The sequence below is a fragment of the Aurantimonas sp. C2-5-R2 genome (assembly GCF_036549495.1).
Classification (GTDB): domain Bacteria; phylum Pseudomonadota; class Alphaproteobacteria; order Rhizobiales; family Rhizobiaceae; genus Aurantimonas; species Aurantimonas coralicida_A.
Genome location: NZ_JAZHLJ010000001.1, coordinates 102,345 through 125,899, shown reverse-complemented (window position 1 = coordinate 125,899; position 23,555 = coordinate 102,345). Strand labels below are relative to the sequence as shown.

At 65.6% G+C, this 23,555-nt stretch carries 23 protein-coding genes; 19 read left to right on the top strand and 4 right to left on the bottom strand.

Features of this window, described 5'->3' with window-relative positions; translation table 11 throughout:
- Positions 1–50: 50 nt before the first annotated feature.
- The 8 genes from VQ044_RS00635 (at position 51) to VQ044_RS00600 (ending at position 6,522) form a co-directional block, all read left to right on the top strand.
- Positions 51–329, top strand: coding sequence for a type II toxin-antitoxin system RelE/ParE family toxin (locus tag VQ044_RS00635; protein WP_327645037.1), 279 nt, complete (start codon positions 51–53; stop codon positions 327–329).
- A 10-nt stretch (positions 330–339) separates the two neighbouring features.
- Positions 340–651 (top strand): HigA family addiction module antitoxin, encoded by a 312-nt coding sequence (locus tag VQ044_RS00630; protein ID WP_327645036.1) that lies wholly within the window; start codon positions 340–342, stop codon positions 649–651.
- Positions 652–788: 137 nt separating this feature from the next.
- Positions 789–2,348, top strand: a complete 1,560-nt coding sequence (locus tag VQ044_RS00625) for an ATP-binding protein (protein WP_327645142.1) — start codon at positions 789–791, stop codon at positions 2,346–2,348.
- 102 nt (positions 2,349–2,450) lie between these two features.
- Complete coding sequence (gene fni, locus VQ044_RS00620) at positions 2,451–3,503, top strand: type 2 isopentenyl-diphosphate Delta-isomerase (protein WP_327645034.1); 1,053 nt, start codon at positions 2,451–2,453, stop codon at positions 3,501–3,503.
- 1,088 nt (positions 3,504–4,591) lie between these two features.
- Positions 4,592–5,347, top strand: a complete 756-nt coding sequence (locus VQ044_RS00615; RefSeq protein WP_327645033.1) for a hypothetical protein — start codon at positions 4,592–4,594, stop codon at positions 5,345–5,347.
- The gene (locus VQ044_RS00610; protein WP_327645032.1) at positions 5,344–5,724 is read left to right on the top strand and encodes a DUF2019 domain-containing protein; all 381 of its coding nucleotides are present in this window, start codon (positions 5,344–5,346) and stop codon (positions 5,722–5,724) included. Before VQ044_RS00615 ends, VQ044_RS00610 begins: the two co-directional genes overlap by 4 nt.
- Positions 5,725–5,731: 7 nt before the next feature.
- Positions 5,732–6,151, top strand: a complete 420-nt coding sequence (locus VQ044_RS00605; protein ID WP_327645030.1) for a DUF2019 domain-containing protein — start codon at positions 5,732–5,734, stop codon at positions 6,149–6,151.
- A complete protein-coding gene (locus tag VQ044_RS00600; RefSeq protein ID WP_327645028.1) occupies positions 6,151–6,522 on the top strand; it encodes a DUF2019 domain-containing protein in 372 nt (123 codons plus the stop codon). The genes VQ044_RS00605 and VQ044_RS00600 overlap by 1 nt, the downstream gene beginning before the upstream one ends.
- 10 nt (positions 6,523–6,532) lie before the next feature.
- Here the strand turns inward: VQ044_RS00600 and VQ044_RS00595 are convergent, their stop codons facing one another.
- Positions 6,533–7,483, bottom strand: coding sequence for a LysR family transcriptional regulator (locus tag VQ044_RS00595; RefSeq protein WP_327645027.1), 951 nt, complete (start codon positions 7,481–7,483; stop codon positions 6,533–6,535).
- A gap of 131 nt (positions 7,484–7,614) precedes the next feature.
- Between VQ044_RS00595 and VQ044_RS00590 the strand changes: the two genes are divergently transcribed.
- The 7 genes from VQ044_RS00590 (at position 7,615) to rpe (ending at position 14,881) form a co-directional block, all read left to right on the top strand.
- On the top strand, positions 7,615–8,655 hold the full coding sequence (locus VQ044_RS00590) for a class 1 fructose-bisphosphatase (protein WP_327645025.1): 1,041 nt from the start codon (positions 7,615–7,617) through the stop codon (positions 8,653–8,655).
- A 55-nt stretch (positions 8,656–8,710) separates the two neighbouring features.
- The gene (locus VQ044_RS00585; RefSeq protein WP_327622398.1) at positions 8,711–9,586 is read left to right on the top strand and encodes a phosphoribulokinase; all 876 of its coding nucleotides are present in this window, start codon (positions 8,711–8,713) and stop codon (positions 9,584–9,586) included.
- A 67-nt stretch (positions 9,587–9,653) separates the two neighbouring features.
- The gene (gene fba / locus VQ044_RS00580; RefSeq protein WP_327645023.1) at positions 9,654–10,736 is read left to right on the top strand and encodes a class II fructose-bisphosphate aldolase; all 1,083 of its coding nucleotides are present in this window, start codon (positions 9,654–9,656) and stop codon (positions 10,734–10,736) included.
- Between the two features lie 163 nt (positions 10,737–10,899).
- Entirely contained in the window at positions 10,900–12,360 is a 1,461-nt protein-coding gene (locus VQ044_RS00575; RefSeq protein ID WP_327645021.1) for a form I ribulose bisphosphate carboxylase large subunit, read from the top strand.
- 224 nt (positions 12,361–12,584) lie between these two features.
- Positions 12,585–13,007 (top strand): ribulose bisphosphate carboxylase small subunit, encoded by a 423-nt coding sequence (locus tag VQ044_RS00570; protein WP_327645019.1) that lies wholly within the window; start codon positions 12,585–12,587, stop codon positions 13,005–13,007.
- A 243-nt stretch (positions 13,008–13,250) separates the two neighbouring features.
- Positions 13,251–14,201 carry a CbbX protein gene (gene cbbX / locus VQ044_RS00565; RefSeq protein ID WP_327645017.1) on the top strand — a complete coding sequence of 317 codons (951 nt, stop codon included), beginning with the start codon at positions 13,251–13,253 and terminating at the stop codon, positions 14,199–14,201.
- Complete coding sequence (gene rpe, locus VQ044_RS00560) at positions 14,198–14,881, top strand: ribulose-phosphate 3-epimerase (RefSeq protein WP_327645016.1); 684 nt, start codon at positions 14,198–14,200, stop codon at positions 14,879–14,881. The genes cbbX and rpe overlap by 4 nt, the downstream gene beginning before the upstream one ends.
- 58 nt (positions 14,882–14,939) lie before the next feature.
- Here rpe and bluB read toward each other — a convergent pair whose 3' ends face one another.
- Positions 14,940–15,632, bottom strand: coding sequence for a 5,6-dimethylbenzimidazole synthase (gene bluB, locus VQ044_RS00555; RefSeq protein ID WP_327645014.1), 693 nt, complete (start codon positions 15,630–15,632; stop codon positions 14,940–14,942).
- A 156-nt stretch (positions 15,633–15,788) separates the two neighbouring features.
- On the opposite strand from bluB, the gene VQ044_RS00550 reads away from it, so the two are divergent.
- The 4 genes from VQ044_RS00550 (at position 15,789) to VQ044_RS00535 (ending at position 20,080) form a co-directional block, all read left to right on the top strand.
- Positions 15,789–16,931, top strand: coding sequence for an acyl-CoA dehydrogenase family protein (locus VQ044_RS00550; protein WP_327645011.1), 1,143 nt, complete (start codon positions 15,789–15,791; stop codon positions 16,929–16,931).
- Entirely contained in the window at positions 16,928–17,998 is a 1,071-nt protein-coding gene (locus VQ044_RS00545) for an enoyl-CoA hydratase/isomerase family protein (protein WP_327645010.1), read from the top strand. Before VQ044_RS00550 ends, VQ044_RS00545 begins: the two co-directional genes overlap by 4 nt.
- A complete protein-coding gene (gene mmsB / locus VQ044_RS00540; RefSeq protein WP_327645009.1) occupies positions 17,995–18,855 on the top strand; it encodes a 3-hydroxyisobutyrate dehydrogenase in 861 nt (286 codons plus the stop codon). The genes VQ044_RS00545 and mmsB overlap by 4 nt, the downstream gene beginning before the upstream one ends.
- 121 nt (positions 18,856–18,976) lie before the next feature.
- Positions 18,977–20,080: an alcohol dehydrogenase family protein gene (locus VQ044_RS00535; RefSeq protein WP_327645007.1), complete on the top strand. Its 1,104-nt coding sequence runs from the start codon at positions 18,977–18,979 to the stop codon at positions 20,078–20,080.
- Between the two features lie 142 nt (positions 20,081–20,222).
- On the opposite strand, the gene VQ044_RS00530 is transcribed toward VQ044_RS00535, so the two are convergent.
- Both VQ044_RS00530 and VQ044_RS00525 read right to left on the bottom strand, forming a co-directional pair.
- Positions 20,223–20,705: a DUF305 domain-containing protein gene (locus VQ044_RS00530; protein WP_327645005.1), complete on the bottom strand. Its 483-nt coding sequence runs from the start codon at positions 20,703–20,705 to the stop codon at positions 20,223–20,225.
- A gap of 65 nt (positions 20,706–20,770) precedes the next feature.
- Entirely contained in the window at positions 20,771–23,308 is a 2,538-nt protein-coding gene (locus VQ044_RS00525) for a heavy metal translocating P-type ATPase (protein WP_327645004.1), read from the bottom strand.
- Positions 23,309–23,555: the final 247 nt, after the last annotated feature.

Sequence of the window (23,555 nt, the reverse complement as noted above, 5' to 3'; positions counted from 1 at the left end):
CTTGCTGTTTGTAAGCGTTTAGCTTACGTTGCACCCTGATGCGGTGAGTGATGATCAAGGACTTCAAAAGCAAGGCGCTGGAGCAGCTTTGGACGACCGGAGAATCGGCGAAAGTTCGGCCCGACTTGCAAAAGCGGATTCTTCGTCGTCTCGATGTGTTGGACGTGGCGCGCTCTATCGCGGATCTCAAAATGCCGGGCTTTGATTTTCATGCTTTGCACGGTTTCGATCCGACCCGGTACACCATCCACATCAACGGGCCTTGGTGTCTGACGTTTGAGTTTGAGGGTGCCGAGCCCAGCCGTATCGCTCTTGAGCAGTATCACTGAGGTTATCTCGATGACGGATATGTCTACAGATCGCGACCCGAATCGCTGTCCGACCCATCCGGGCGAGCTTCTGCGCGAGGACGTTCTGCCGGCCACGGGCCGCACCAAGACCGAAATCGCTGCCTTGCTCGGTATCTCTCGTCAGCAACTCTACGACATCCTGCGCGAAAAGAAGCCTGTATCGGCAGACGTCGCGGTACGCCTTGGCAAGTTGTTTGGAAATGGTGCGGGGTTGTGGCTCCGTATGCAGGCCGCTCACGACGCCTGGCATGCCGAGCGCGATGTCGATGTCAGCGCGATCCCGACCCTGACCGCTGCCTGAGCGATTCTGTGGACATGATGCCGCGCAGCTGACTCCACGGCACCGGCGCGTGGTATCCTGAACGTCCTGCCGGTTCTCGCTCCGAGTCGACCGGAACGGCACCCTCGATGACCACCCTTGCGGCGAAAAGACTCTCCATGACGATTGCCGTCGATCTCGGCACGACCCAAACCGGCGAACCGGCGGAGCTCGATCTGGAGGAGCTGCTGTCGACGCGTCTGCTCGTCCAGGGCAACTCCGGTTCGGGCAAGTCGCATCTGCTGCGCCGTCTTTTGGAACGCAGCGCCGACTGGGTGCAGCAGGCGATCATCGATCCCGAGGGCGATTTCGTCTCGCTGGCCGAGCGCTACGGTCATGTCGTTGTCGACGCCAACCGCACCCCGGCGGAACTGACGCGGATCGCGCGACGCATCCGGGAGCATCGCGCCTCGGTCGTGCTTGATCTGGAAGGGCTCGACGCCGAGGTGCAGATGATGTGCGCGGCCGCCTTCCTCAACGGGCTGTTCGACGCCGACCGCGCCCATTGGTATCCGATGCTGATCGCCGTCGATGAGGCGCATCTGTTCGCACCGGCGATGGCGGGCGAACACTCCGAGGAAGCCCGCCGGGCCTCGCTCGGCGCGATGACCAACCTCATGTGCCGTGGCCGCAAGCGTGGGCTTGCCGGCGTTATCGCGACGCAGCGGCTGGCCAAGCTCGCCAAGAACGTCGCGGCCGAGGCCTCGAACTTCCTGATGGGCCGCACCTTCCTCGACATCGACATGCAGCGCGCCGCCGACCTGCTCGGCATGGACCGGCGGGCGGCCGAGCGGTTTCGCGATCTGGAAACCGGCAATTTCGTCGCGCTCGGCCCGGCGCTGTCGCGGCGCCCGGTGCCGATCAGGATCGGCGCGGTCGAGACGGCGGGGCGCAGCGGCCGGCCCTCCCTGATGCCGTTGCCGGAAACGCCGCGCGAGACGATGGAGGATCTGATCTTCACCGTCAGCGAAGAGGACCGGGCGGCCGAGCGCCAGCGTCCGCAGCGGCCCTTCGCGAGCCCGTCGCAGCGCCTCGAGCCCGCGAACGCGCCGGTCGCGACCCACGAACTCCTGGAGCGCGTCTCCGCCGCGCCGTCGGTGTCCGAGCGGCACGAGCCGGTCGACGACGATCCGCGCTCGGCCGAGGAGCGCGCGGCGGCGGTCGACGCGATCTTCGCCGAGATGCTCGAAGACCCCGACGCCGCCTTCCGGCCGGTGCCTGTGCTCTACCAGGATTTCCTCACCCATTGCCGGCTGAAGCGTCTGCGCGGCGCCGAAACCGACATGGCGGCGTTCCGGCGGCGGCTGTCGCTGGCCCGGGCCGGCGTCTCCGTCGAGACCGAGGACGAGGCATGGCAGGCGGTGGTCGGGCGCGCCGCGGACCTGCCGGAAGAGATGCAGGGCGTCTATATGATGCTCGCGAGAGCCGCCCGCGACGGCGTGGAGTGCCCGTCCGACGAAGCGCTGGCCCGCGCCTATGGCAGCCATTCGCCGTCGCGCGGCCGGTTCCTTCTCAGCTTCATGGACGAGCGCGGCCTGATCACCGCCGACGCCGATTTTCGCGGCAACCGGGTCGTCACCATCGCCGGCACCGACTGGCGCACCTGCCTGCCGGAGGTCAAGCACGACGCGCTCGACGAGGCGCGGGCGCGGCGGGCGGCGCGGCTGGCCAGAAGCTGACGGATCGCCGCTCGGTGGACGCCGGCCGCAACGAAATGCCACTATCGGACACGGCGACCGCATCGATCAGGACCACCCGCCGCTGACAGGACACAGGCCGACGTGGCAGAACAACCGGGCGCCGCGCCTTCGGGGGGCATCGAGGGGCGCAAGAGCGATCATCTGGACATCGTGCTCGCCCCGTCGTTCGCAGCGCGGCGGGCGCCGAACGGCTTCGACCGCATCGTCTTCGAGCATGTGGCGCTGCCCGAGATCGCGCTCGCCGACATCGATCTGTCGACGACCTTCCTTGGCCGCCGGCTCAAGGCGCCGCTGCTGATCGCCTCGATGACCGGCGGCCTCGAACGATCGGCCCGGATCAACGCCCATCTCGCCGAAGCGGCCGAGGCGCTCGGCCTCGCCTTTGCCGTCGGCTCGCAGCGCATCGCGCTCGAAGGGCGCGGCTCCGGCGGCCTCGACCGGTCGTTGCGCGCCCTGGCCCCGAGCATTCCGATCCTCGGCAATATCGGCGCGGCGCAGCTGGCGCTCGGATACGGTCCCGACGAGGCGCGTCGGGCGGTCGAGATGATCGACGCCGACGCGCTGATCGTCCATCTCAATCCGCTGCAGGAAGCGGTGCAGTCCGGCGGCGACACCGACTGGCGCGGCGTCCTCGCCGCGATCGAGGCGCTGGCGCGGGCGCTGACGGTGCCGGTCGTGGTCAAGGAAGTCGGCGCGGGCCTGTCCGGCCGGCTGGCGCGACGGCTGGTCGATGCCGGCGTCCAGGCGATCGACGTCGCCGGCGCGGGCGGCACCAGCTGGGCCGCGGTCGAGGCGGAGCGGGCGGTCGATGCCGGAACGCGCGAAACGGCGCTGGTGTTTTCCGACTGGGGCATTGCGACGCCGCGCGCGATCGTCGAGGTGCGCGCCGCCTGCCCGGATACGGTCGTCATCGGCTCGGGCGGGGTGCGCAACGGGCTCGACGCGGCCAGGGCGATCCGGCTCGGCGCCGATCTCGCCGGCCAGGCGGCGGCCTCGCTGCCCCATGCCGAGCGCTCGGCGGAAGCGGTCGTCGACCACTTTCGCCAAATCATCCAGCAGCTGCGCATCGCCTGTTTCTGCACCGGCTCGGCCGACCTCGCCGCATTGCGTCAGGCGGTTCTGCTGGAGTGGTGAGGGGCTTTTCTCCATGCGCCAGCGCCTCCGCACCCGATCGGGCCGGAGAGGGTTCTCTGTCCCGTCCTTAAGTTTCGCGGCTTCGCCGCTCACTGACGGGTCCCTGATGCCGCTCCCAACAAGCGACGGAACGCCGGAGGCGAACCCTCCGAGCTGTTATGTGTAACGGTCCGCCTCCGGCGTTCCGCACGATGGGTGCCAAGGACACGCACGGGCTCTCGGTTCCCGTGCGTCGCCGCACCATTCGCCTGCCGGCCCAACCTTTCGGCCAGGACCGGACGGGCTGTGGGATGCCGCCGGGAGGAGCACGACCTCCAGGCCGGCGGCATGCCGCCTTCCCCGCAGAACGGAAGGCAGGCGCGGCCGTCACCAGGCCCGGTTCCCGCCGCTCCGGAAGCGGCCGAAACCGGCACCGCCCGCCAGGGATCACTCCCCTTTGGCCCAACGAACGATCCCGGCGATCGTCCGCGCCCGTTCCTTCGACTGGCTCAGGATGGGCCGGCGGTGAAGTGATTGTGCGGGAGAGTGAAAGGGGTGAGGATAAGTTTTTTTCGTCGGCGCGATTGTCTCGAACGCACGCGAACCCTTCTTACGCCGTCGAAGCTGAGGGCGCCGGCATCCAAACCGCGTCATCCCGGCCTTGAGCCGGGACCCATGCCGCGACTTTTATTCCATCTTGTCCGGCGACGGATTGGCGGCTCAAGCGGCTTGGAATGGATCCCGGCTCAAGGCCGGGATGACGACTGTCTTGAACGATTTCGCCAATCTCCGAGGCGAAGGATGATGCTCGGCATATCGGCTCGGCGCCTTCCCTCCCACCCCCTTCGACGGGCTCAGGAGGGCAAGGAGAGCCCTGGCCTGCAACGGTTTCGGCATCTTGCCCCGAGCCGGGCAAAGAATGACCGCACAGGCCCGCAATATCCGCCTCTTCGCGCCGAACTTGTCCCCGTCCTTCGGCGGTCCCGTAGCATCGAGATGGTCGATGGCGAGGGATGGGCATGGGAAGACGAGAGGCCGTAGAAGACAGTGTGGCAGCGGATGTGCCGCTCGCCAGCTTGCGAGCCCAGATCGCCGGACTGCGTGTCACCGTGGCGGCGCTGCGGCTGAAATCGCTGGCCTTCAAGGCCGGCTTCCGCCCGGGTCAGGAACGCCACCCGAAGGGCAGCGGACGCGTCTCCGGCCGCTGGCGGCGCGAAGCCACCCGCAAGCCTCTGGACGTCGATATCCCCGGCCCCAGGAAGACACCGGCGGCCGATGGATCGCCGAAGACGCCGCCGAAAAGCCCGCGGCTGAAACTGCCGAAGCCCGGCATCGGCCACAATGGCGGCCCGCCGCTGGAGGACCCGCCGGAACTGCCGAAGCGCGATCCGGGTACTTCGAAGGGGCGCACGGCCGTCGCCAAACGGATGGCGCGCTGGCTACTGACAGCGCTGAGCCGGGCGCCGGACCCCAGAATCAGGTTGGTTGCGCAAGCCATCCAGGCGGTCGGCTGGCTGACGGGCGCCTTCGACTCGATCGAGACCTATCTCGACGAGCCGAAATCACTCGACAAACTGCGGCGCGCGGTGAAGGCTGAGAAAGGCAGGAAGGGCACCGACGTCCATCATATCGTCGAGAAGGAATCGGCCTATCAGGACGGATTCACGACACGTCAGATCGAGGGACCGGATAACCTTGTGCGCATCCCGCGCTACAAACACCACGAGATCAACGGGTGGTACCAAAGACAGAATCCGGACTTCGATTGGCAATCGCCTCGCGACCATTTACGCGGACGAAGCTGGGAGGAGCGCGTAAAAATCGGTATCGAACAACTCGTTGACAAGGGAGTGCTGAAGCCATGAAAAAACTTCCGCTGGATAGGCTGCATCGCGCCACGCTCTCCGAACTCCTCGATGACTATGTCCGGATGAGCCGCCGGCAATACGACGTGAATATGATTGACGACTTCCGCGCCTACAACGCCACCGTGCCCCGGCAGATCGCACTCGAAGCCGAATTGAAACGCCGGGAAGGCGATCAGAGGCGAGCTCTTCTGTCCTTGTTCGATCATCCGAATATGCAGGTACGGCTCAATGCGGCCAGGGCGACACGGCCGGTGGCCCCAGAAGCCGCCCGCAAGATGTTGCAGGACATCGCCGCGTCGCGTTATTTTCCCATGGCAGGCGACGCCGGCAGTTCGATCCGGGCCTGGGATCAGGGCATCTGGAAACCGGATTGAGGGCGACGTGACCGGGAGCACTCAAGCAGCGAAAAGAGACTATCGATCGTTCTCGATCGAACAACTCGTCGCGGCGTTCGTCGCCGTCAGCCTCGAACAGTCCGAGGCGCTGCATGACCGAAAGATCGCCCGCTATAATCGGCTTTATCGTGATTACGCAGCGATCGAAGAAGAGCTGAGATCACGCGAGAGCGATCAGCGCCGCGCCTTGCGGCCGTTATTCGACCATATCAACGCGCAGGTGCGCATGAACGCCGCCTTCTCGACCCTCGCCGTCCTGCCGGAGGAGGCCAAGGAAGCGCTGCGGCTCATTCATCTCAGGCGCGAATATCCGCAAGCCGCGGATGCCATCGGCATGCTCGAGGATATCGAGAAGGGTCGGTTCATTCCCGATGTCGGCCGGGTGGATCTGCAAGGTCAGCGGTAGTGAGACCGATCAATCTGACGACCGCGAGCGTCGCCGATCTCGTCGCCTATTTTGCCGAATTGGGGGTGGCGGAGGACGAGGCGGAGTTGCGCTCCGCCCAAGCAACGATCAACCGGCTGGTGCGGCGGCGATTTGCCGTCGAGAACGAATTGAAGGCGCGCGCCGGCGACCAGCGGCGCCAGCTTCGCCGCTACTTCAACTATCCGAACATTCAGGTGCAGCTGAACGCGGCGACCGCGACGCTGGCATTGTTTCCGGCGGAGGCGCGGCGCAAGATCGAGGAGATCGCGAGCTGGAAGGTTGGATCCCACTCAGCCGATGCCGGCATGCGGCTGTCGAATCTCGACAGGGGCGTGTTCAAGCCGAAGTAATACGCCCCCCTTACCCCTCTGCGACCATCCCCTCGGCCGGGTAGAGCTTGCCGAGCAGCGGCAGGTGGACGGCGCCGCGCTTGACGAGAAACTCCTTGAAGGCGATCTCGGCCGGCGCCGGCATGCGCTCCTTGCGGCCGACCGCGTGCCATTGCCGGCGAATCGGCAGATGCTCCACGTCGAGAATGACCAGCCGCCCCATTTCCACCTCGAAGGCGATGGTGTGGGCCGAGATGAAGGCGATGCCGAGCCCGGCCATCACCGCCTGCTTGATGGTCTCGTTCGAGCCCATCTCGACGCTGACCTCGTCCAGCTCGCCCGGATGGCCGGCGAAGAAGCCTTCGAGCGAGGCGCGGGTGCCCGATCCCGGTTCGCGGATGATGATGGTCTCCTTGAGCAGCCGCGCCCGGTCGATGTCGCGGGCGTTGGCGAGCGGATGCTCGGGCGGTGCGATCATCACCAGCGGATGGTCGCCGAACACCATCGCCTCGACCGGAAACTCGATCGGCGGCCGCCCCATCAGCGCGATGTCGAGGCGATAGGATTTGAGATCGCGGATGATCTCCAGCCGGTTGCCGACGGTCAGCTTGATCTCGATGGCCGGATATTCGCGCCGGAACGCGGCGATCAGCCGGGGCGCGAAGTATTTCGCCGTCGACACCACGCCGAGCCGAATCGTGCCCGAGCGCACGCCCTTGATCGCCAGGATCTCGTCGGAGAGGGCCCGCAGCGTCGTCTCGATGGCGTTCGCCGCCTCCAGCACCGCCGCGCCGGCCACGGTCAGCCGCATGCCCTCGCGGGTGCGATCGAACAATGCCAGTCCGCAATCGTCTTCCAGCTGCTTTACCTGTAATGTCACCGCCGGCGCCGTCAGGCCGAGCTGCCGGGAGGCGGCGGCGATCGTCCCGTGATGGTCGATCGCCTGTATTGATCGCAGCTGTCGCAATGTGAGGTTACGCATACCCGATCCATAATTTAATTTATCGATCGGGTAAAGATAATGAATTTTACTTAGCTCCAAGCGCCATCCAACATCCTTCCAACGACGGGTGAACGGCGACGCAGAGCTTCGACGCCACCCAGGAGGAAAACATGCCCTCGTCTCTCGACGCCTATCTTCAGTCCGCCGCGGGCTCCGACCCGACCCGCAAGAAGGTCGCCGAAACGGTTCGCCAGCTGGCCGTGGCCGCCGTCAAGCTGCGCAACACCATCATCAATGGCGGCGGCGACAATCTCGGCTCGTCGCGCGAGGCGACCAACGCCGGCGGCGACGTGCAGAAGGAACTCGACGTCGTCGCCGACCGGCTGTTCATGGACGCCGCGAAGGCGTCGGCCATCGCCTTCTACGGGTCGGAGGAACAGGACGAACCGGTAACGCTCGACCCGGCCGGGACGCTCGCTCTGGCGATCGATCCGCTGGACGGCTCGTCCAACATCGACACCAATGTCTCGGTCGGCACGATCTTCTCGATCTTGCCGACGGCCGACGAACACAGGGCGGACCCCGCCTCGGTGTTCCAGCAGCCGGGCTCGCGCCAACTGGGCGCCGGCTTCTTCATCTACGGGCCGCAGCTGTTGCTGGTGCTTTCGCTCGGCAACGGCACCAGCGTCTTCATCTTCTCGCCCGGCTCTAGCGGCTTCGTCGAGCTGAAGGGGGCGGTAGAGATTCCCGACCGGACCAGCGAGTTCGCCATCAACGCGTCGAACTATCGGCACTGGGACCCGCAGATCCGCAACTATATCGACGATTGCCTGGCCGGCGCGGAGGGGCCGCGCGAGCGCGAGTTCAACATGCGCTGGATCGCCTCGATGGTCGCCGACGGCTACCGCATCCTGGTGCGCGGCGGCATCTTTCTTTATCCGGGCGATGCAAGGAAGGGCTACGCCAAGGGCCGGCTACGGCTGGTCTACGAGGCCAATCCGGTCGCCTTCTGCGTCGAGAACGCCGGGGGAGTGGCGACCGACGGCATCAACCGCATTCTGGACATCGTGCCGGAAGGACTGCATGCCCGCACGCCGCTGGTGTTCGGCTCGCGGCGCGAGGTCGAACGGGTCGGCCGCTACATCGCCGATCCGGCGGCGCTGAGCGAGCGCTCGCCGTTGTTCGGCAAGCGCAGCCTGTTCAGAGCCTGATTTAAGACGGTTGCCTGGGAGGGAGTGCCCCGGCACCGGGAGGAGACGCCAAGACATGTCGGCCAAGCATCCGATCATCGCCATTACCGGCTCGTCCGGCGCCGGGACGACGTCGGTGAAGAACATCTTCGACCAGATCTTCCGCCGCGAGCAGGTGAAGGCGGTGTTCATCGAGGGCGACGCGTTCCACCGCTACGATCGTCAGGCGATGAAGGACAAGATGGCCGACGAGGAGCGCCAGGGAAACCGCCACTTCTCGCATTTCAGCCCCGAGGCGAACGTCCTCGACAAGTTGCAGGCGGTGTTTTCGGACTACGGGCGCGAGGGGCGCGGTGAGACCCGGCACTACGTCCATGACGAGGCCGAGGCGAAGCTCTACGGCGCGGCGCCCGGCACCTTTTCGGACTGGACGGAACTGGAGGAGGGCAGCGATCTTCTGTTCTACGAGGGCCTGCATGGCTGCGTGAAGGCCGACGCGGTCGATCTCGCCGCGCTCGCCGATCTGAAGATCGGCGTCGTGCCGGTGATCAATCTCGAATGGATCCAGAAGATCCACCGCGACAAGGCCTCGCGCGGCTATTCCACCGAGGCGGTGATGGACGTGATCCTGCGCCGCATGCCGGACTACGTGAAATACATCTGCCCGCAATTCGCCCGCACCAACATCAACTTCCAGCGCGTGCCGATCGTCGATACGTCCGACCCGTTCATCGCCCGCTGGATCCCGACGGCGGATGAATCGATGATCGTCATCCGCTTCGCCAACCCGCGCGGCATCGACTTTCCGTATCTGCTGTCGATGATTCCCGGCAGCTTCATGTCGCGCGCCAATTCCATCGTCGCCCCGGGCAACAAGCTCGACATCGCCATGCAACTCATCCTGACGCCGCTGATCATGCAGCTGATGGAAAAAAAGCGCCGCGCGTCCTGAGCGCTGATCGACGGGATCGCCCGTCGACCAGGACCGACGCGGCCCGTTCCAAGGAGACCAGACCCCTATGGCCAAGATCACCCTCCGCCAGCTTCTCGATCACGCCGCCGAGAACGACTACGGCGTCCCCGCCTTCAACATCAACAACATGGAGCAGGGGCTGGCGATCATGGAAGCGGCCGCCAAGAGCGACGCGCCGGTGATCATGCAGGCCTCGCGCGGGGCGCGCTCCTACGCCAAGGACATCATGCTGTCGAAGATGATGGAGGCGCTGGTCGAGATGTTCCCGCAGATCCCGGTTTGCATCCATCAGGACCACGGCAACAACGAACAGACCTGCCTCTCCGCGATCCGCCACGGCTTCACCTCGGTGATGATGGACGGTTCGCTGGAAGCCGACATGACGACGCCCGCCTCCTACGACTACAATGTCGACATCACCGAGCGGGTGACGCGGATGGCCCATTGGGTGGGCGCCTCGGTCGAGGGCGAGCTCGGCGTGCTCGGCTCGCTGGAGACCGGCGAGGGCGAGAAGGAGGACGGCGTCGGCTTCGAGGGCAAGCTGTCGGAAGACCAGCTTCTGACCGACCCGGAGCAGGCCGTCGACTTCGTCCGCCGGACCAAGGTGGATGCCTTGGCGATTGCGATGGGCACCTCGCACGGCGCCTATAAGTTCACCCGCAAACCCGACGGCGAGATCCTCGCCATGCACATCATCGAGGCGATCCACCAGAAGCTGCCGAACACGCATCTGGTCATGCACGGCTCGTCCTCGGTGCCGGAGGATCTGCAGGCGATCATCAACAAATACGGCGGCAAGATGCGCGAAACCTATGGCGTACCGGTCGAGGAGATCGTCCGGGGCATCAGGCACGGCGTTCGCAAGGTCAATATCGACACCGATTGCCGCATGGCGATGACCGGCCAGTTCCGTAAGGTCGCGATGGAAAGGCCGGAGGAGTTCGATCCGCGCAAGTTCCTGGTGCCGGCGATGGAGGCGCTGAAGACGCTCTGTCTCGATCGCTACGAGTGCTTCGGCTGCGCCGGCCAGGCCGGCAAGATCCGGCCGCTGCCGCTCGACGAGATGGCCGTGCGCTACGCCAAGGGCGAACTCGAACCGCGCATCGCAATGCGCGAAGCCGCCGAGTAGGGCGGACCGCCACCTGACCGGGTAGTCGGCCGGGCGGCAAACGAACCGACAGTGCTGAATCGGAACGGCGCGGGGGATCTCCTCGCGGCGAACGGAGAAGGCGTGCCGAAATTGCTGAGCCGGCGATGGCGCACGTCACCACGGATCCAGGAAGGAGACCGCTATGCAACAGGCCTCACAAACCATCAAGGGCAAGGACCGCTACAAGTCCGGCGTCATGGAATACCGCAAGATGGGTTATTGGGAGCCCGACTACGAGCCGAAGGAAACCGACGTCATCGCCTGTTTCCGGATTACCCCCCAGGACGGGGTCGATCCGATCGAGGCGGCCGCGGCAGTCGCGGGAGAAAGCTCCACGGCGACATGGACCGTGGTGTGGACCGACCGGCTGACGGCGGCGGAAAAGTACCGCGCCAAGGCGTATCGCGTCGACCAGGTGCCGAATACCGAGGATCAGTATTTCGCCTATATCGCCTACGATCTCGACCTGTTCGAATCGGGCTCGATCGCCAATTTGACCGCTTCGATCATCGGCAACGTGTTCGGCTTCAAGCCGCTGAAGGGTCTTCGGCTCGAGGACATGCGGCTGCCGACGGCCTATGTGAAGACCTTCCAGGGGCCGGCGACAGGCATCGTCGTCGAGCGCGAGCGCCTCGACAAGTTCGGCCGGCCGCTGCTCGGCGCGACGGTGAAGCCGAAGCTCGGCCTGTCCGGTCGCAATTACGGCCGCGTCGTCTACGAGGCGCTGAAGGGCGGGCTCGACTTCACCAAGGACGACGAGAACATCAACTCGCAGTCCTTCATGGATTGGCGCGAACGCTTCTTGTACTGCATGGAGGCGGTCAACAAGGCGCAGGCCGCCACCGGCGAGATCAAGGGCAGCTATCTCAACGTCACCGCGGCGACGATGGAAGACATGTACGAGCGCGCCGAGTTCGCCAAGGAACTCGGGTCGAGCATCATCATGATCGACCTCGTCATCGGCTGGACGGCGATGCAGTCGATGGCCAAGTGGGCGCGCCGCAACAACATGATCCTGCACCTGCACCGGGCCGGCCACTCGACCTATACGCGCCAGAAGACCCACGGCGTGTCGTTCCGCGTCATCGCCAAATGGTCGCGGCTGGCCGGCGTCGATCACATCCACGCAGGCACCGTCGTCGGCAAGCTCGAGGGCGATCCGGCAACGACCAAGGGCTATTACGACATTTGCCGCGACGAGTTCACGCCGCAAAAACTCGAAAACGGCATCTTCTTCGACCAGCCCTGGGCCTCGCTGAACAAGGTGATGCCGGTCGCCTCCGGCGGCATTCACGCCGGCCAGATGCACCAGCTGATCGACCTTCTGGGCGAGGACGTGGTGCTGCAGTTCGGCGGTGGCACCATCGGTCACCCTATGGGCATCGCGGCCGGCGCGACGGCCAACCGCGTGGCGCTGGAATGCATGATCCTCGCCCGCAACGAGGGCCGCGACATTCTCAACGAGGGGCCGGATATCCTCAACCAGGCGGCCAAGACCTGTACGCCGCTGAAGCAGGCGCTCGATACCTGGAAGGACGTGACCTTCAACTACACATCGACCGACTCGCCCGATTATCAGGTGACGGCGACGGCTTCGGCTTAATCGGCTTTAGAACAATGGAATCGACCCTCACCCGGCCTCCGCCTCGCTTGGCCACCCTCTCCCGCAGGCGGGAGAGGAACCCGTTGACCTCGGCGCCTTCCTTGTTGCCGCGTTCGAACGCGGCGCGCCCGTTCCTCTACCCAGCGGGGAGAGGGTGGATGCGAGCGTTAGCGAGCAGCCGGGTGAGGGCTTCATAGAACTCAGACAGATCAGGAGATCACACCATGCGCGTTACCCAGGGAGCCTTTTCGTTCCTGCCCGACCTGACCGACAAGCAGATCACCGCACAGGTGCAATACTGCCTCGACAATGGCTGGGCGGTGAATCTGGAATACACCGACGACCCGCATCCCCGGAACACCTATTGGGACATGTGGGGTCATCCGATGTTCGACATCGCGGACGCGGCCGGCGTGATGATGGAGCTGACGGCGTGCCGCAAGGCCTATGGCGACCGCTACATCCGCATGTCGGCCTTCGATTCCACCCATGGCTGGGAATCGGTGAAGCTCAGCTTCATCGTCAACCGGCCGAAGGAAGAGCCCGGTTTCCGCCTGCGTCGGCAGGAGATGGAGGGTCGCAACATCCGCTACACCACCGAGACCTACGCCACCGACAAGCCGGAGGGCGAGCGGTATTCGGTGTAGGGCCAGCCCGAGATCATCGAAGCTGCGTTCTTCTCCCCGAGGGGGAGAAGTCCCGGCAGGGGATGAGGGGGCTCGTCGCGGATGTGGAAGAGAAGGCGCTTTTTGGAGCGAACCTTCCGCCGCCGCGGAAAACACCCTCATCCGGCCGTCGCTTCGCGCCGTCCACCTTCTCCCCGGCGGGGAGAAGAATGGCGCCTCGGCTTGAGGCGCCTCCACTCCGCGGTCCAGACAGGAGCCACTCCCATGGACATTGATCCGAAGGCCGACGCGGCCCAACGCGATGAGACGCCGACGACCGTCGACCTCAGGCGCGAATACGAGGATGCCGGTGTCAGGGACGTGCTGGAAGAGCTCGATCGCGATCTCATCGGTTTGGCGCCGGTGAAGAAGCGCATTCGCGAGACCGCGGCGCTGCTTCTGGTCGAGCGGGCCCGCCGCCGGCTCGGCCTCGCCCACGAGACACCGACGCTGCACATGAGCTTCACCGGCAATCCGGGCACCGGCAAGACGACGGTGGCGATGAAGATGGCGAATCTGCTCCATCGGCTCGGCTACATCCGCAAGGGCCATCTCGTCTCGGTCACCCGCGACGACCTTGTCGGCCAATATATCGGCCACACCGCGCCGAAGACGAAGGACATCCTCAAGAAGGCGATGGGCGGCGTCCTGTTCATCGACGAGGCCTATTATCTCTACCGCCCAGAGAACGAGCGCGACTACGGCCAGGAGGCGATCGAGATCCTGTTGCAGGTGATGGAGAACCAGCGCGACGACCTCGTCGTCATCCTCGCCGGCTATACCGACCGGATGGACACGTTCTTCGAGTCGAATCCCGGATTTCGCTCGCGCATCGCCCACCACATCGACTTTCCCGACTATTCCGACGACGAGCTCCTGCGCATTTCGGTCGGTATGCTGGAGCGGCAGAACTATCACCTCGCCGACGATGCCAAGGCGGTGCTGGCGCGCTATGTCGAGCGGCGCCGGGCGCAGCCGCATTTCGCCAACGCCCGCTCGATCCGCAATGCCCTCGACCGGGCGCGGCTCAGACAGGCCAACCGGCTGTTCGAAACCGCCGAGGGGCCCTTGAACGCCGAAGCGCTTTCGCGCATCGAGGCGGTGGACATTTCCGCCAGCCGCGTCTTCAACGACCCGCCCGGCCGGGACGACGACAGCACGCAGGAGACCCCATGACCAAGCCCGTCATCATTGCCCCCTCGATCCTCTCGGCGGACTTTTCGCGCCTCGGCGAAGAGGTCGCGGCGGTCGACAAGGCCGGCGCCGACTGGATACATCTTGACGTGATGGATGGGCATTTCGTGCCGAACATCACCTTCGGCCCGCCGATCGTCAAAGCCGTCCGCGGCGCCTCGAAGAAGGTGTTCGACTGTCATTTGATGATCGAGCCGTGCGACCCGTATCTGGAGGCCTTCGCCGAGGCCGGCTGCGATATCATCACGGTGCATGCCGAGGCGACGAAGCATCTCGATCGCTCACTGCAGGCGATCCGCGCACTCGGCAAGAAGGCCGGCGTCTCGCTCAACCCGTCGACGCCGGAAAGCGTCATCCAATACGTGCTCGACCGGCTCGACCTCGTTCTCCTGATGACGGTCAATCCGGGTTTCGGCGGGCAGGCCTTCATCCCCTCGGTCATCGACAAGGTGCGCCGGGTCAAGGCGATGATCGGCGACCGCGACATCCATATCGAGATCGACGGGGGCGTGACTCCCGAGACGGCCCCGCTGGTGGTCGAGGCCGGCGCCGACGTGCTCGTCGCCGGCTCGGCGATCTTCAAGGGCGGCACGCCGGCGCATTACGAAGCCAACATGAAAGCGATCCGCGCGGCGGCGGGGGCGGTGTCGAAGGCCGCCTGAGTTCTTCCCTCTCAGGATGCCCTGTTGCCGCGCGGTGTCGAAAAGGCCCGCGCGGTCTTTATTTCAAGCCGTCACCCCTTTGCCCCCAAGCATCGTCGAAGACGAGGTCGTCGAGATCGAGGCGCCGTCGCCAGCCCTTTGCCTGTAACTCGGGCTCGTCGTAAAGCCGATCGACATAGCCGACGCACAGATAGGCGACGACGCTGATCTCTTCCGGGATCTCCAAGATATCGCGCAATTCCGGCTCGTGATAGATCGACACCCAGCCCACGCCGACGCCATCGGCCCGCGCCGCGAGCCACAGATTCTGGACGGCGCAGACGGTCGAATAAAGGTCCATTTCCGAATTGTGCGTGCGGCCGATGACGACCGGGCCGCCACGGCTCCGGTCGCAGGTGACGCAGATATTGAGCGGCGCCTTGCGGATACCCTCGAGCTTCAGCGTCCGGTAGGTGGCCTGCCGCCCGTCGGTGAACATCTCCGCGGCTTCCTCGTTCGCCCGGCTGAAGGCGGCGTGAACGCGGTGGCGCACCGCCGAATCGCGGACCAGAACGAAGTTCCACGGCTGCATGAAGCCGACCGAGGGCGCGTGATGGGCGGCCTCCAGCAGCCGGCGGACCACGTCGTCGGGCAATGGTCGCGGCAGGAACTCGTCGCGCACGTCCCGCCGCGTTTCGATCGCGCGATAGACCGCCGCGCGCTCCGCATCGTCGAAGGCTCCGGCCGGTCGCGGGCTTGGCTTTTCCAGCATCTCTGCTCCTTCGGCTTTGGGTCGAGGCGCAGCTATGCTCCGGATTCGCGGCTGTTGGCAATGGTGCTTTCCACCCGCCCTTGAAGCGCTGCCCACAGCCTTCTAGACCTGTGCTCGGCAGCGGCGCACTCCGGCCGCGACAGGGGAGGAACCGGCTTGGATTTTGCGCTGACAGACGAGCAGAGCCAGATCTTCGCGATGGCGCGGGATTTCGCCGTCGAGAAGATGGCGCCCCACGCGGCAAGCTGGGAGGAAGACAAGGCACTGCCGCGCGACGTCCTGAAGGAACTCGCCGGCCTCGGCATGGCGGCGATCGTCGTGCGCGACGATTACGGCTCCGGCCTGACGCGGCTCGACGCTGCGCTGATCTTCGAGGCGCTGTCCTATGGCGACCCGTCGGTGTCGGCGTTCCTGTCGATCCACAACATGGTCGCCTGGATGGTCGACTCGTTCGGGACGGAGGAGCAGCGGGCCGAGTGGCTGCCGAAGCTCAGCAGCATGGACAAGGTCGCGAGCTACTGCCTGACCGAGCCGGGCTCGGGTTCGGACGCGGCGGCGCTTCGAACCAGTGCCAAGCCCGACGGCAACGGCTATGTGCTGAACGGCACCAAAAGCTTCATTTCGGGTGCCGGTTTTTCCGACTTCTATGTCGTCATGGCGCGGACCGGCGAGGCGGGACCGAAGGGCATTTCGGCGATTCTGGTCGAGAACGGAGCGGACGGTCTGTCGTTCGGGGCGCAGGAAAAGAAGATGGGCTGGCTGGCCCAACCGACCGCCGAAGTGCGCTTCGAGGACTGCAAGGTGCCGGGCGGCGCGTTGCTCGGCGAGGAGGGCAAGGGCTTTGCCTATGCCATGATGGGGCTCGACGGTGGCCGGCTGAACATTTCGGCCTGCGCGCTCGGCGCGGCGCAGGCCGCGCTCGACAAGTCGGTCGCCTACATGAAGGAGCGCAAGGCCTTCGGCAAGAATCTGACCGAGTTCCAGGCGCTGCAATTCCGGCTCGCCGACATGGAGACCGAATTGCAGGCGGCGCGCATCTTCCTGCGCCAGGCGGCGTGGAAGCTGGACACCAAGGCGCCGGACGCGACCAAGCACTGCGCCATGGCCAAGCGCTTCGTCACCGACACCAGCTTCAACGTCGCCAACATGGCGCTGCAGCTGCATGGGGGCTACGGCTATCTCGCCGATTACGGCATCGAGAAGATCGTGAGGGATCTCCGCGTCCATCAGATCCTCGAGGGCACCAACGAGATCATGCGGATGATCACCGCCCGCGCGCTTCTGGCCGAGCACGGGTGAGCGCGGTGCGGGACGAGACGACGATCGACGACGTGCTGATCCGGGTCGAGGGGTGGGCCGGGCGGATCACGCTGAACCGGTCGAAGGCGCTGAATGCGCTGACCTGGGAGATGGCGCGGGCGATCGAGGCGGCGTTGCGCGATTGGGCGGTGAACGAGACCGTGGCGCTGGTGATCATCGACGCGGCGGGCGAGCGGGCATTCTGTGCCGGCGGCGACATTGCCGAGCTTTACCAGCACGGCCGCGCTGGCGAGTTCGCCTACGGCCAGCGCTTCTGGGCCGAGGAATACCGGCTGAACCGGCTGATCGCCCATTACGACAAGCCCTATGTCGCGGTGATGGACGGCATCGTCATGGGCGGCGGCGTTGGACTGGCGGCCCATGGCGGCCACCGCATCGTGACCGAACGCTCGATGGTGGCGATGCCCGAATGCGGCATCGGTCTCGTGCCCGACGTCGGCGGCTCGCTGATCCTGGCGACGGCGCCGGGGCGGCTCGGCGAATATCTCGGCACGACCGGCTTTCGCATGGGCCCCGCCGACGCGATCCTCGCCGGTTTCGCGGATGTTTACGTGCCGTCCGAGCGCTTGGCCGACCTCGTTGCCCGGCTGGTCGAGACAGGCGATCCGGCGGTGATCGACGCCTTCGCCGAGATGCCGCCCGAAGGTGAGCTGGCCGGGCGGCGCGGGGCGATCGACGCCTTGTTCGGCGCGTCCTCCGCCGCCGCGATCGTCGCCGCGCTGGAAGTCGATGGCGGTGAATTCGCCGAAACGACGCTTAAGGCGATCCGGCGCGGGTCGCCGATCTCGGTGGCGGCGACGCTGGCGATCGTGCGCGCTGTGCGCGAGGACCCGACGATCGAGAACGCGCTCACCCGCGAATACCGCTTCACCTTCCGCAGCCAGCAGGAGGGCGATTTCCTCGAAGGCATCCGCGCGGCGGTGATCGACAAGGACCGCCAGCCGCAATGGTCCGTGGCGCGCATCGAGGACCTGCCGCAGGAGCGGGTGGACGCGATCTTGGCGCCGCTCGGCGATAACGAACTCACATGGGAGGAACGGGCATGAGGATCGGCTTCATCGGTCTCGGCAATATGGGCGCGCCGATGGCGAAAAACCTGGCCAAGGCCGGCCACGACGTCACCGGCTTCGATCCGGCGGGGGTCAGCGTCGACGGCGTTGCGTCGGCGGATTCCGCCGAGGGCGCGGTGCGGAACATGGACGCCATGATCACCATGCTGCCGAACGGTGCGATCGTCCGCGCCGTGCATGCCGACATCGTCAAGCTCGCCGACAAGGGCGCGCTGATCATCGATTGTTCGACGGTTGACGTCGACAGTGCCCGCGCGGTTCACGAGCTCGCCGAAGCGGCGGGGCTCTTGTCGCTCGACGCGCCGGTCTCCGGCGGCACCGGAGGAGCCGAGGCCGGTACGCTGACCTTCATGGTCGGCGGCGGCGAGGACGCCTTTGCCAAGGGCAAGCCGCTGTTCGACATCATGGGCCAGAAGGCGGTGCATTGCGGCGCCGCGGGCGCCGGGCAGGCGGCGAAGATCTGCAACAACATGATCCTCGGCATTTCGATGATCGGCGTCTGCGAGGCGTTTCATCTCGCCGACAAGCTTGGCCTCGACCGGCAGGCGATGTTCGACGTCGCCTCGACCTCGTCCGGCTCGTGCTGGTCGATCAACACCTATTGCCCGGCGCCGGGCATCGGCCCGAAGAGCCCGGCCGACAACGATTATAAGCCCGGTTTCGCCGCCGAATTGATGCTGAAGGATCTGAATCTGTCGCAGGAAGCGGCCGAAAGCGCCGGCGCGACCACCGAACTCGGCGGTCACGCCCGCGACATCTACGACGCCTTCGTCGCCGCGGGCGGCAAGGGCCGCGATTTTTCCGCGATCTTGGACAAGCTGTCGAAGGGCTGAGGCGAACGGGCCGCCCTTACGCGCCGCTGGTTTCCGCGCGTTCGCGCTTGCCGAGTGCCACCAGCCAGTCGCGGGCGCTGACGGAGTTTGCCGAGCGCAAGAGGCGCTCAACGGAGAATGCATGGTACTGACAACGAGACCTATCCCTGAAACGATGCACGGTGTCTTGCTGACCGGACACGGTGGCCTGGACAAGCTCCACTACCGCACCGACCTGGCCGTGCCGGGGCCGGGCGCCGGAGAGGTTCTGATCCGGGTCCACGCGGCCGGGGTCAACAACACCGACATCAATACCCGCACCGGTTGGTACTCCAAGGCCGTGACCGGCGCGAGCGGCGATGAAGGCGGGACCGGAGAGGCCGAGGATGCCTCGTGGTCAGGCACACCGCTGCAACTGCCCCGCATACAGGGCGCGGATTGCTGCGGTACGATCGTCGCGGTCGGCGAGGGGGTGGACGAGGCACGGGTCGGAGAACGGGTCATCGTTGCGACAATGCAGGCTTCGCTCGGAGAAGGCGGCGCTTACGACTTCGGAACATTCGGTTCGGAGCGCGATGGCGCGTTCGCACAGTATTGCGTCGCTCTGGCCGCTGAAACCCACGCCGTTGAGACCGAACTCAGCGACATTGAACTCGGTGCGATCCCTTGCGCCTTCTCGACAGCCGAGGGCATGCTACAGCGGGCCGGGGTAACCGGCGCGGATCGGATTTTCGTCACCGGCGCGTCTGGCGGCGTCGGCATGGCCGCCGTGCAGCTGGCGCGGTTGCGGGGAGCGCATATCGTCGCGCAGGCGAGCGGCAGCAAAGCTGCCGCGGTTCACAAGGCCGGCGCGGATGAGGTCGTCGACCGCGACGCCGATCTGCTGACGCACCCTGGCGCGCAGAGCATCGACGTGGTGGTCGATGTGGTGGCCGGGCAGGGTTTCCCGACCTCGATTGCATTGTTGAAACGCGGTGGCCGGTACGTCACGGCGGGGGCCATCGCTGGACCCATCGTCGAACTCGACGTGCGCGATCTGTATCTAAAGGACCTGACGCTTTTTGGCAGCACCTACCAACCGGCGTCCGTCTTCTCGGCGATAGTCGATCATGTGAATGCCGGCAGGCTGCGGCCGCTGGTCTCGAAGACCTATCCGCTTTCGGAGATCCGCCTCGCGCAGAATGCCTTCATGGCCAAGACCTATCCGGGAAAGATCGTCCTGATCCCGCCGGCGCACGATGCATGAAGATGACCGATTTCCGCGTCAATTAAATCACCTTATCGCCTGCGGATCGGCGACGCGATCGCCGCGCGCAATATCCACGCGGCGATCTGGGACAGGTTGCGCTACGGCCGGCTGATCTAAGCCGGCCGGCGGGCGCGTTGTGTTACTTGCCGTCTTTCTCGGGAGTGGCCTTCGGCCCACCTTTGAGATCGGCGATGAGCGCCTTCATCTCGGCGATCTCGAGCACCTGCGCCTTGATGATCTCGTCGGCGAGCTTGCGAACGCGGGGGTCGGTGATCTTCGCCCGCTCGCTGGTCAGGATGGCGATGGAGTGGTGGGGAATCATCGCTTCCATGTAATCGACATCGTCCACCGTCACCTGGCTCCGGACCAGATAGAGCACGGCCGCGAAGGCCAGGAACGCACCGACGAAGATGCCGATATTCGCGCCCTTATTGGGAAACATCCCGATCATATAGGCCAGCATTACGACAAACATCGTCGACCCCATCAACAAGGCGACGTAACCGCGCGTCTCGCTGAAGAACGCATGATCGACGATGTCGAAGCTCGTTAGGTAGGTGATGCCGAACATGAGAACGACGGAGGTTCCGACCATGAGGAACAGCTTGAGATATGGCGACATACGATAAATTTTCCTAGTTTTTCTGGGGTGGGGTAACGAAAGGGACGGTTGGCGACGGAGCGCCGTCAGCGCGCGTCAAGACGGACCGACCGGAGCCTCAGCGCATTGCTGATCACCGAGACCGACGACAGGCTCATCGCCGCCGCCGCGAAGACCGGCGAGATCAGGATGCCGAGGAACGGGTAGAGGATACCCGCCGCCACCGGCACGCCAGCGGCGTTGTAGACCATGGCGAAGAACAGGTTTTGCTTGATGTTGCGCATGGTCGCCTGCGACAGCCGCCGGGCCCGCACGATACCGTCGAGATTGCCCTTCACCAGGGTGATGCCGGCGCTCTCGATGGCGACGTCGGCGCCAGTGCCCATGGCGATGCCGACATCGGCCTGGGCCAGCGCCGGTGCGTCGTTGACGCCGTCACCGGCCATCGCGACCTTGTGGCCTTCCGCCTGCATTTCCTTGATGATCCGCGCCTTGTCCTCCGGCAGCACCTCGGCGCGAATCTCGTCGATGCCGAGCCGGCCGGCGATCGCCTTGGCCGTGCGCTCGTTGTCGCCGGTCGCCATGACGATTCGGAATCCCTCCGCGTGCAGCGCCTTGATCGCCGCCGGTGTCGTCTCCTTCATCGGATCGGCGACGCTGACGAGGCCGGCGATCTTTCCCTCGACGACGACGAACATCACCGTCTCGCCCTGATCGCGGCGGGCATTGGCGGTCTCGATCAACGCGGCCCCGTCGAGGCCGAGTTCGGCCATGAAACGGCTGTTGCCGAGCGCGACGGCTTTGCCGTCGACGACGCCTTTGACGCCCATGCCGGTGACCGCCTCGAAGTCGCTCGCCTCGGCGAGGGCGACGCCGCGCTCCTCGGCGCCGGCGACGATCGCCTCGGCCAGCGGGTGTTCGGAGCCCCGCTCCAGCGAGGCGGCGAGGCGCAGCACTTCGGCCTCGTCATGGCCGGCTTCCGGCATCACCGCGACCAACCTCGGCTTGCCCTCGGTCAAGGTGCCCGTCTTGTCGACGATCAGCGTATCGACCTTGGCGAAGCGCTCCAGCGCCTCGGCATTCTTGATCAGGACGCCGGCCTGGGCGCCGCGCCCGGTCGCCGTCATGATCGACATCGGCGTGGCGAGCCCCAGCGCGCAGGGGCAGGCGATGATCAACACCGCGACCGCCGAGACCAGGGCGTAGGCCAGCGCGGGCTCCGGCCCGAAAATTGCCCAGCTGACGAACGCGATGACCGCCGCCGCGATCACCGCCGGGACGAAATAGCCCGCCACCGCATCGGCGAGCTTCTGGATCGGCGCGCGCGAGCGCTGGGCGTTGGCGACCATCTCGACGATCTGGCTGAGCATCGTGTCCTTGCCGACCCGCTTCGCCTCGATCACCAGACTGCCGTTCTTGTTGATGGTGGCGCCGGTGACCTTGTCTCCCGGCGTCTTCTCCACCGGGATCGGTTCGCCGGTGAGCATCGATTCGTCGATCGAGGAGCGGCCGTCGACGACTGTGCCGTCGACCGGCACCTTGTCGCCGGGGCGCACGCGCAGCCGGTCGCCAAGCACGACCTCTTCGAGCGGAATCTCTTCCTCGGTGCCGTCCGGGCGGATAACGCGCGCCGTCTTGGCGGCAAGGTCGAGCAGCGCACGGATTGCCGAGCCGGTGCGCTCGCGAGCGCGCAGTTCGAGGATCTGACCGAGCAGGACCAGGACGACGATCACCGCGCCGGCCTCGAAATAGACGCCGACCGTGCCTTCGGCGGTGCGGAAGCCGGCTGGGAAGATCTGGGGAAACAGAACGGCAACGACGCTGAACAGATAGGCCGCCAGGACGCCCATGCCGATCAGGCTGAACATGTTGAGGTTCATCGTCTTGAACGACTTGTAGCCGCGCACCAGGAACGGCCAGCCGGCCCACAGGATGACCGGCGTCGCGAGGACGAGTTCAATCCAGCGAGCGGCACGCTCGCCGATCCATTCGCCGACCGGTAGACCTAGCATCGGCCCCATGGCGATGACGAGCAACGGAACGGTCAACACCGCGCCGACCCAGAACCGCCGTGTGAAATCGACCAATTCGGGATTCGGGCCTTCATCGCCCGTCGGCACCCCCATCGGCTCCAGCGCCATGCCACAGATCGGGCAGTCGTCAGGATGGTCCTCGACGATTTCGGGATGCATCGGGCAGGTGTACATCGTGCCTTTCGGCATCGGCTCCGGGGCGGGTCGATCGCCGAGATATTTCTCGGGCTCGGCCTCGAACTTTTCATGGCAGCGCTGCGAGCAGAAATAGAATCGCTCGCCCTGGTGCTTGGCCATGTGCTTGGCGCTGGCCCGCTCGACGGTCATGCCGCACACCGGATCCTTGGCGGTGACATAGTCTTCGGGCGCCGCCTCGAACTTCGTGCGGCAACCCTCGCTGCAAAAGTGGAACGTATGGCCGTCATGGGTCGCCGTCGGCTTGCCGGCTTCGGGATCGACCGTCATGCCGCAGACCGGATCACGGAACAGAGCGGTCTCGGCGTTTGCGCCGGGATCGGCGGATTCCGGATGATCATGGCTGTGATCGCCATGCGAGACGGCGGTGCCGTCGCGGGTGCTGGTGTCGGACATGCGGGGAGTCCTTCTGGAAAAGAGGAAGGCTGGCGAAATTAGGATCGATGGGTCGTTCAGGCTATTTGGTCCTTCCAGTAGCTGGAAGGTCAAGAGGCACGATCGTCAGCCCAGCCGTGAGGCCCGAAGTTCCCCATCGCTGGCCGGTCGCGAGCGTTGTCGTCGGTCGGTTTGTGGCCGGCCCGGACTTTTTCTCGGCGAATTGCGTTGTATGGTCCCGCCGGCGGGGCTGTTCGATCCCGCGTAC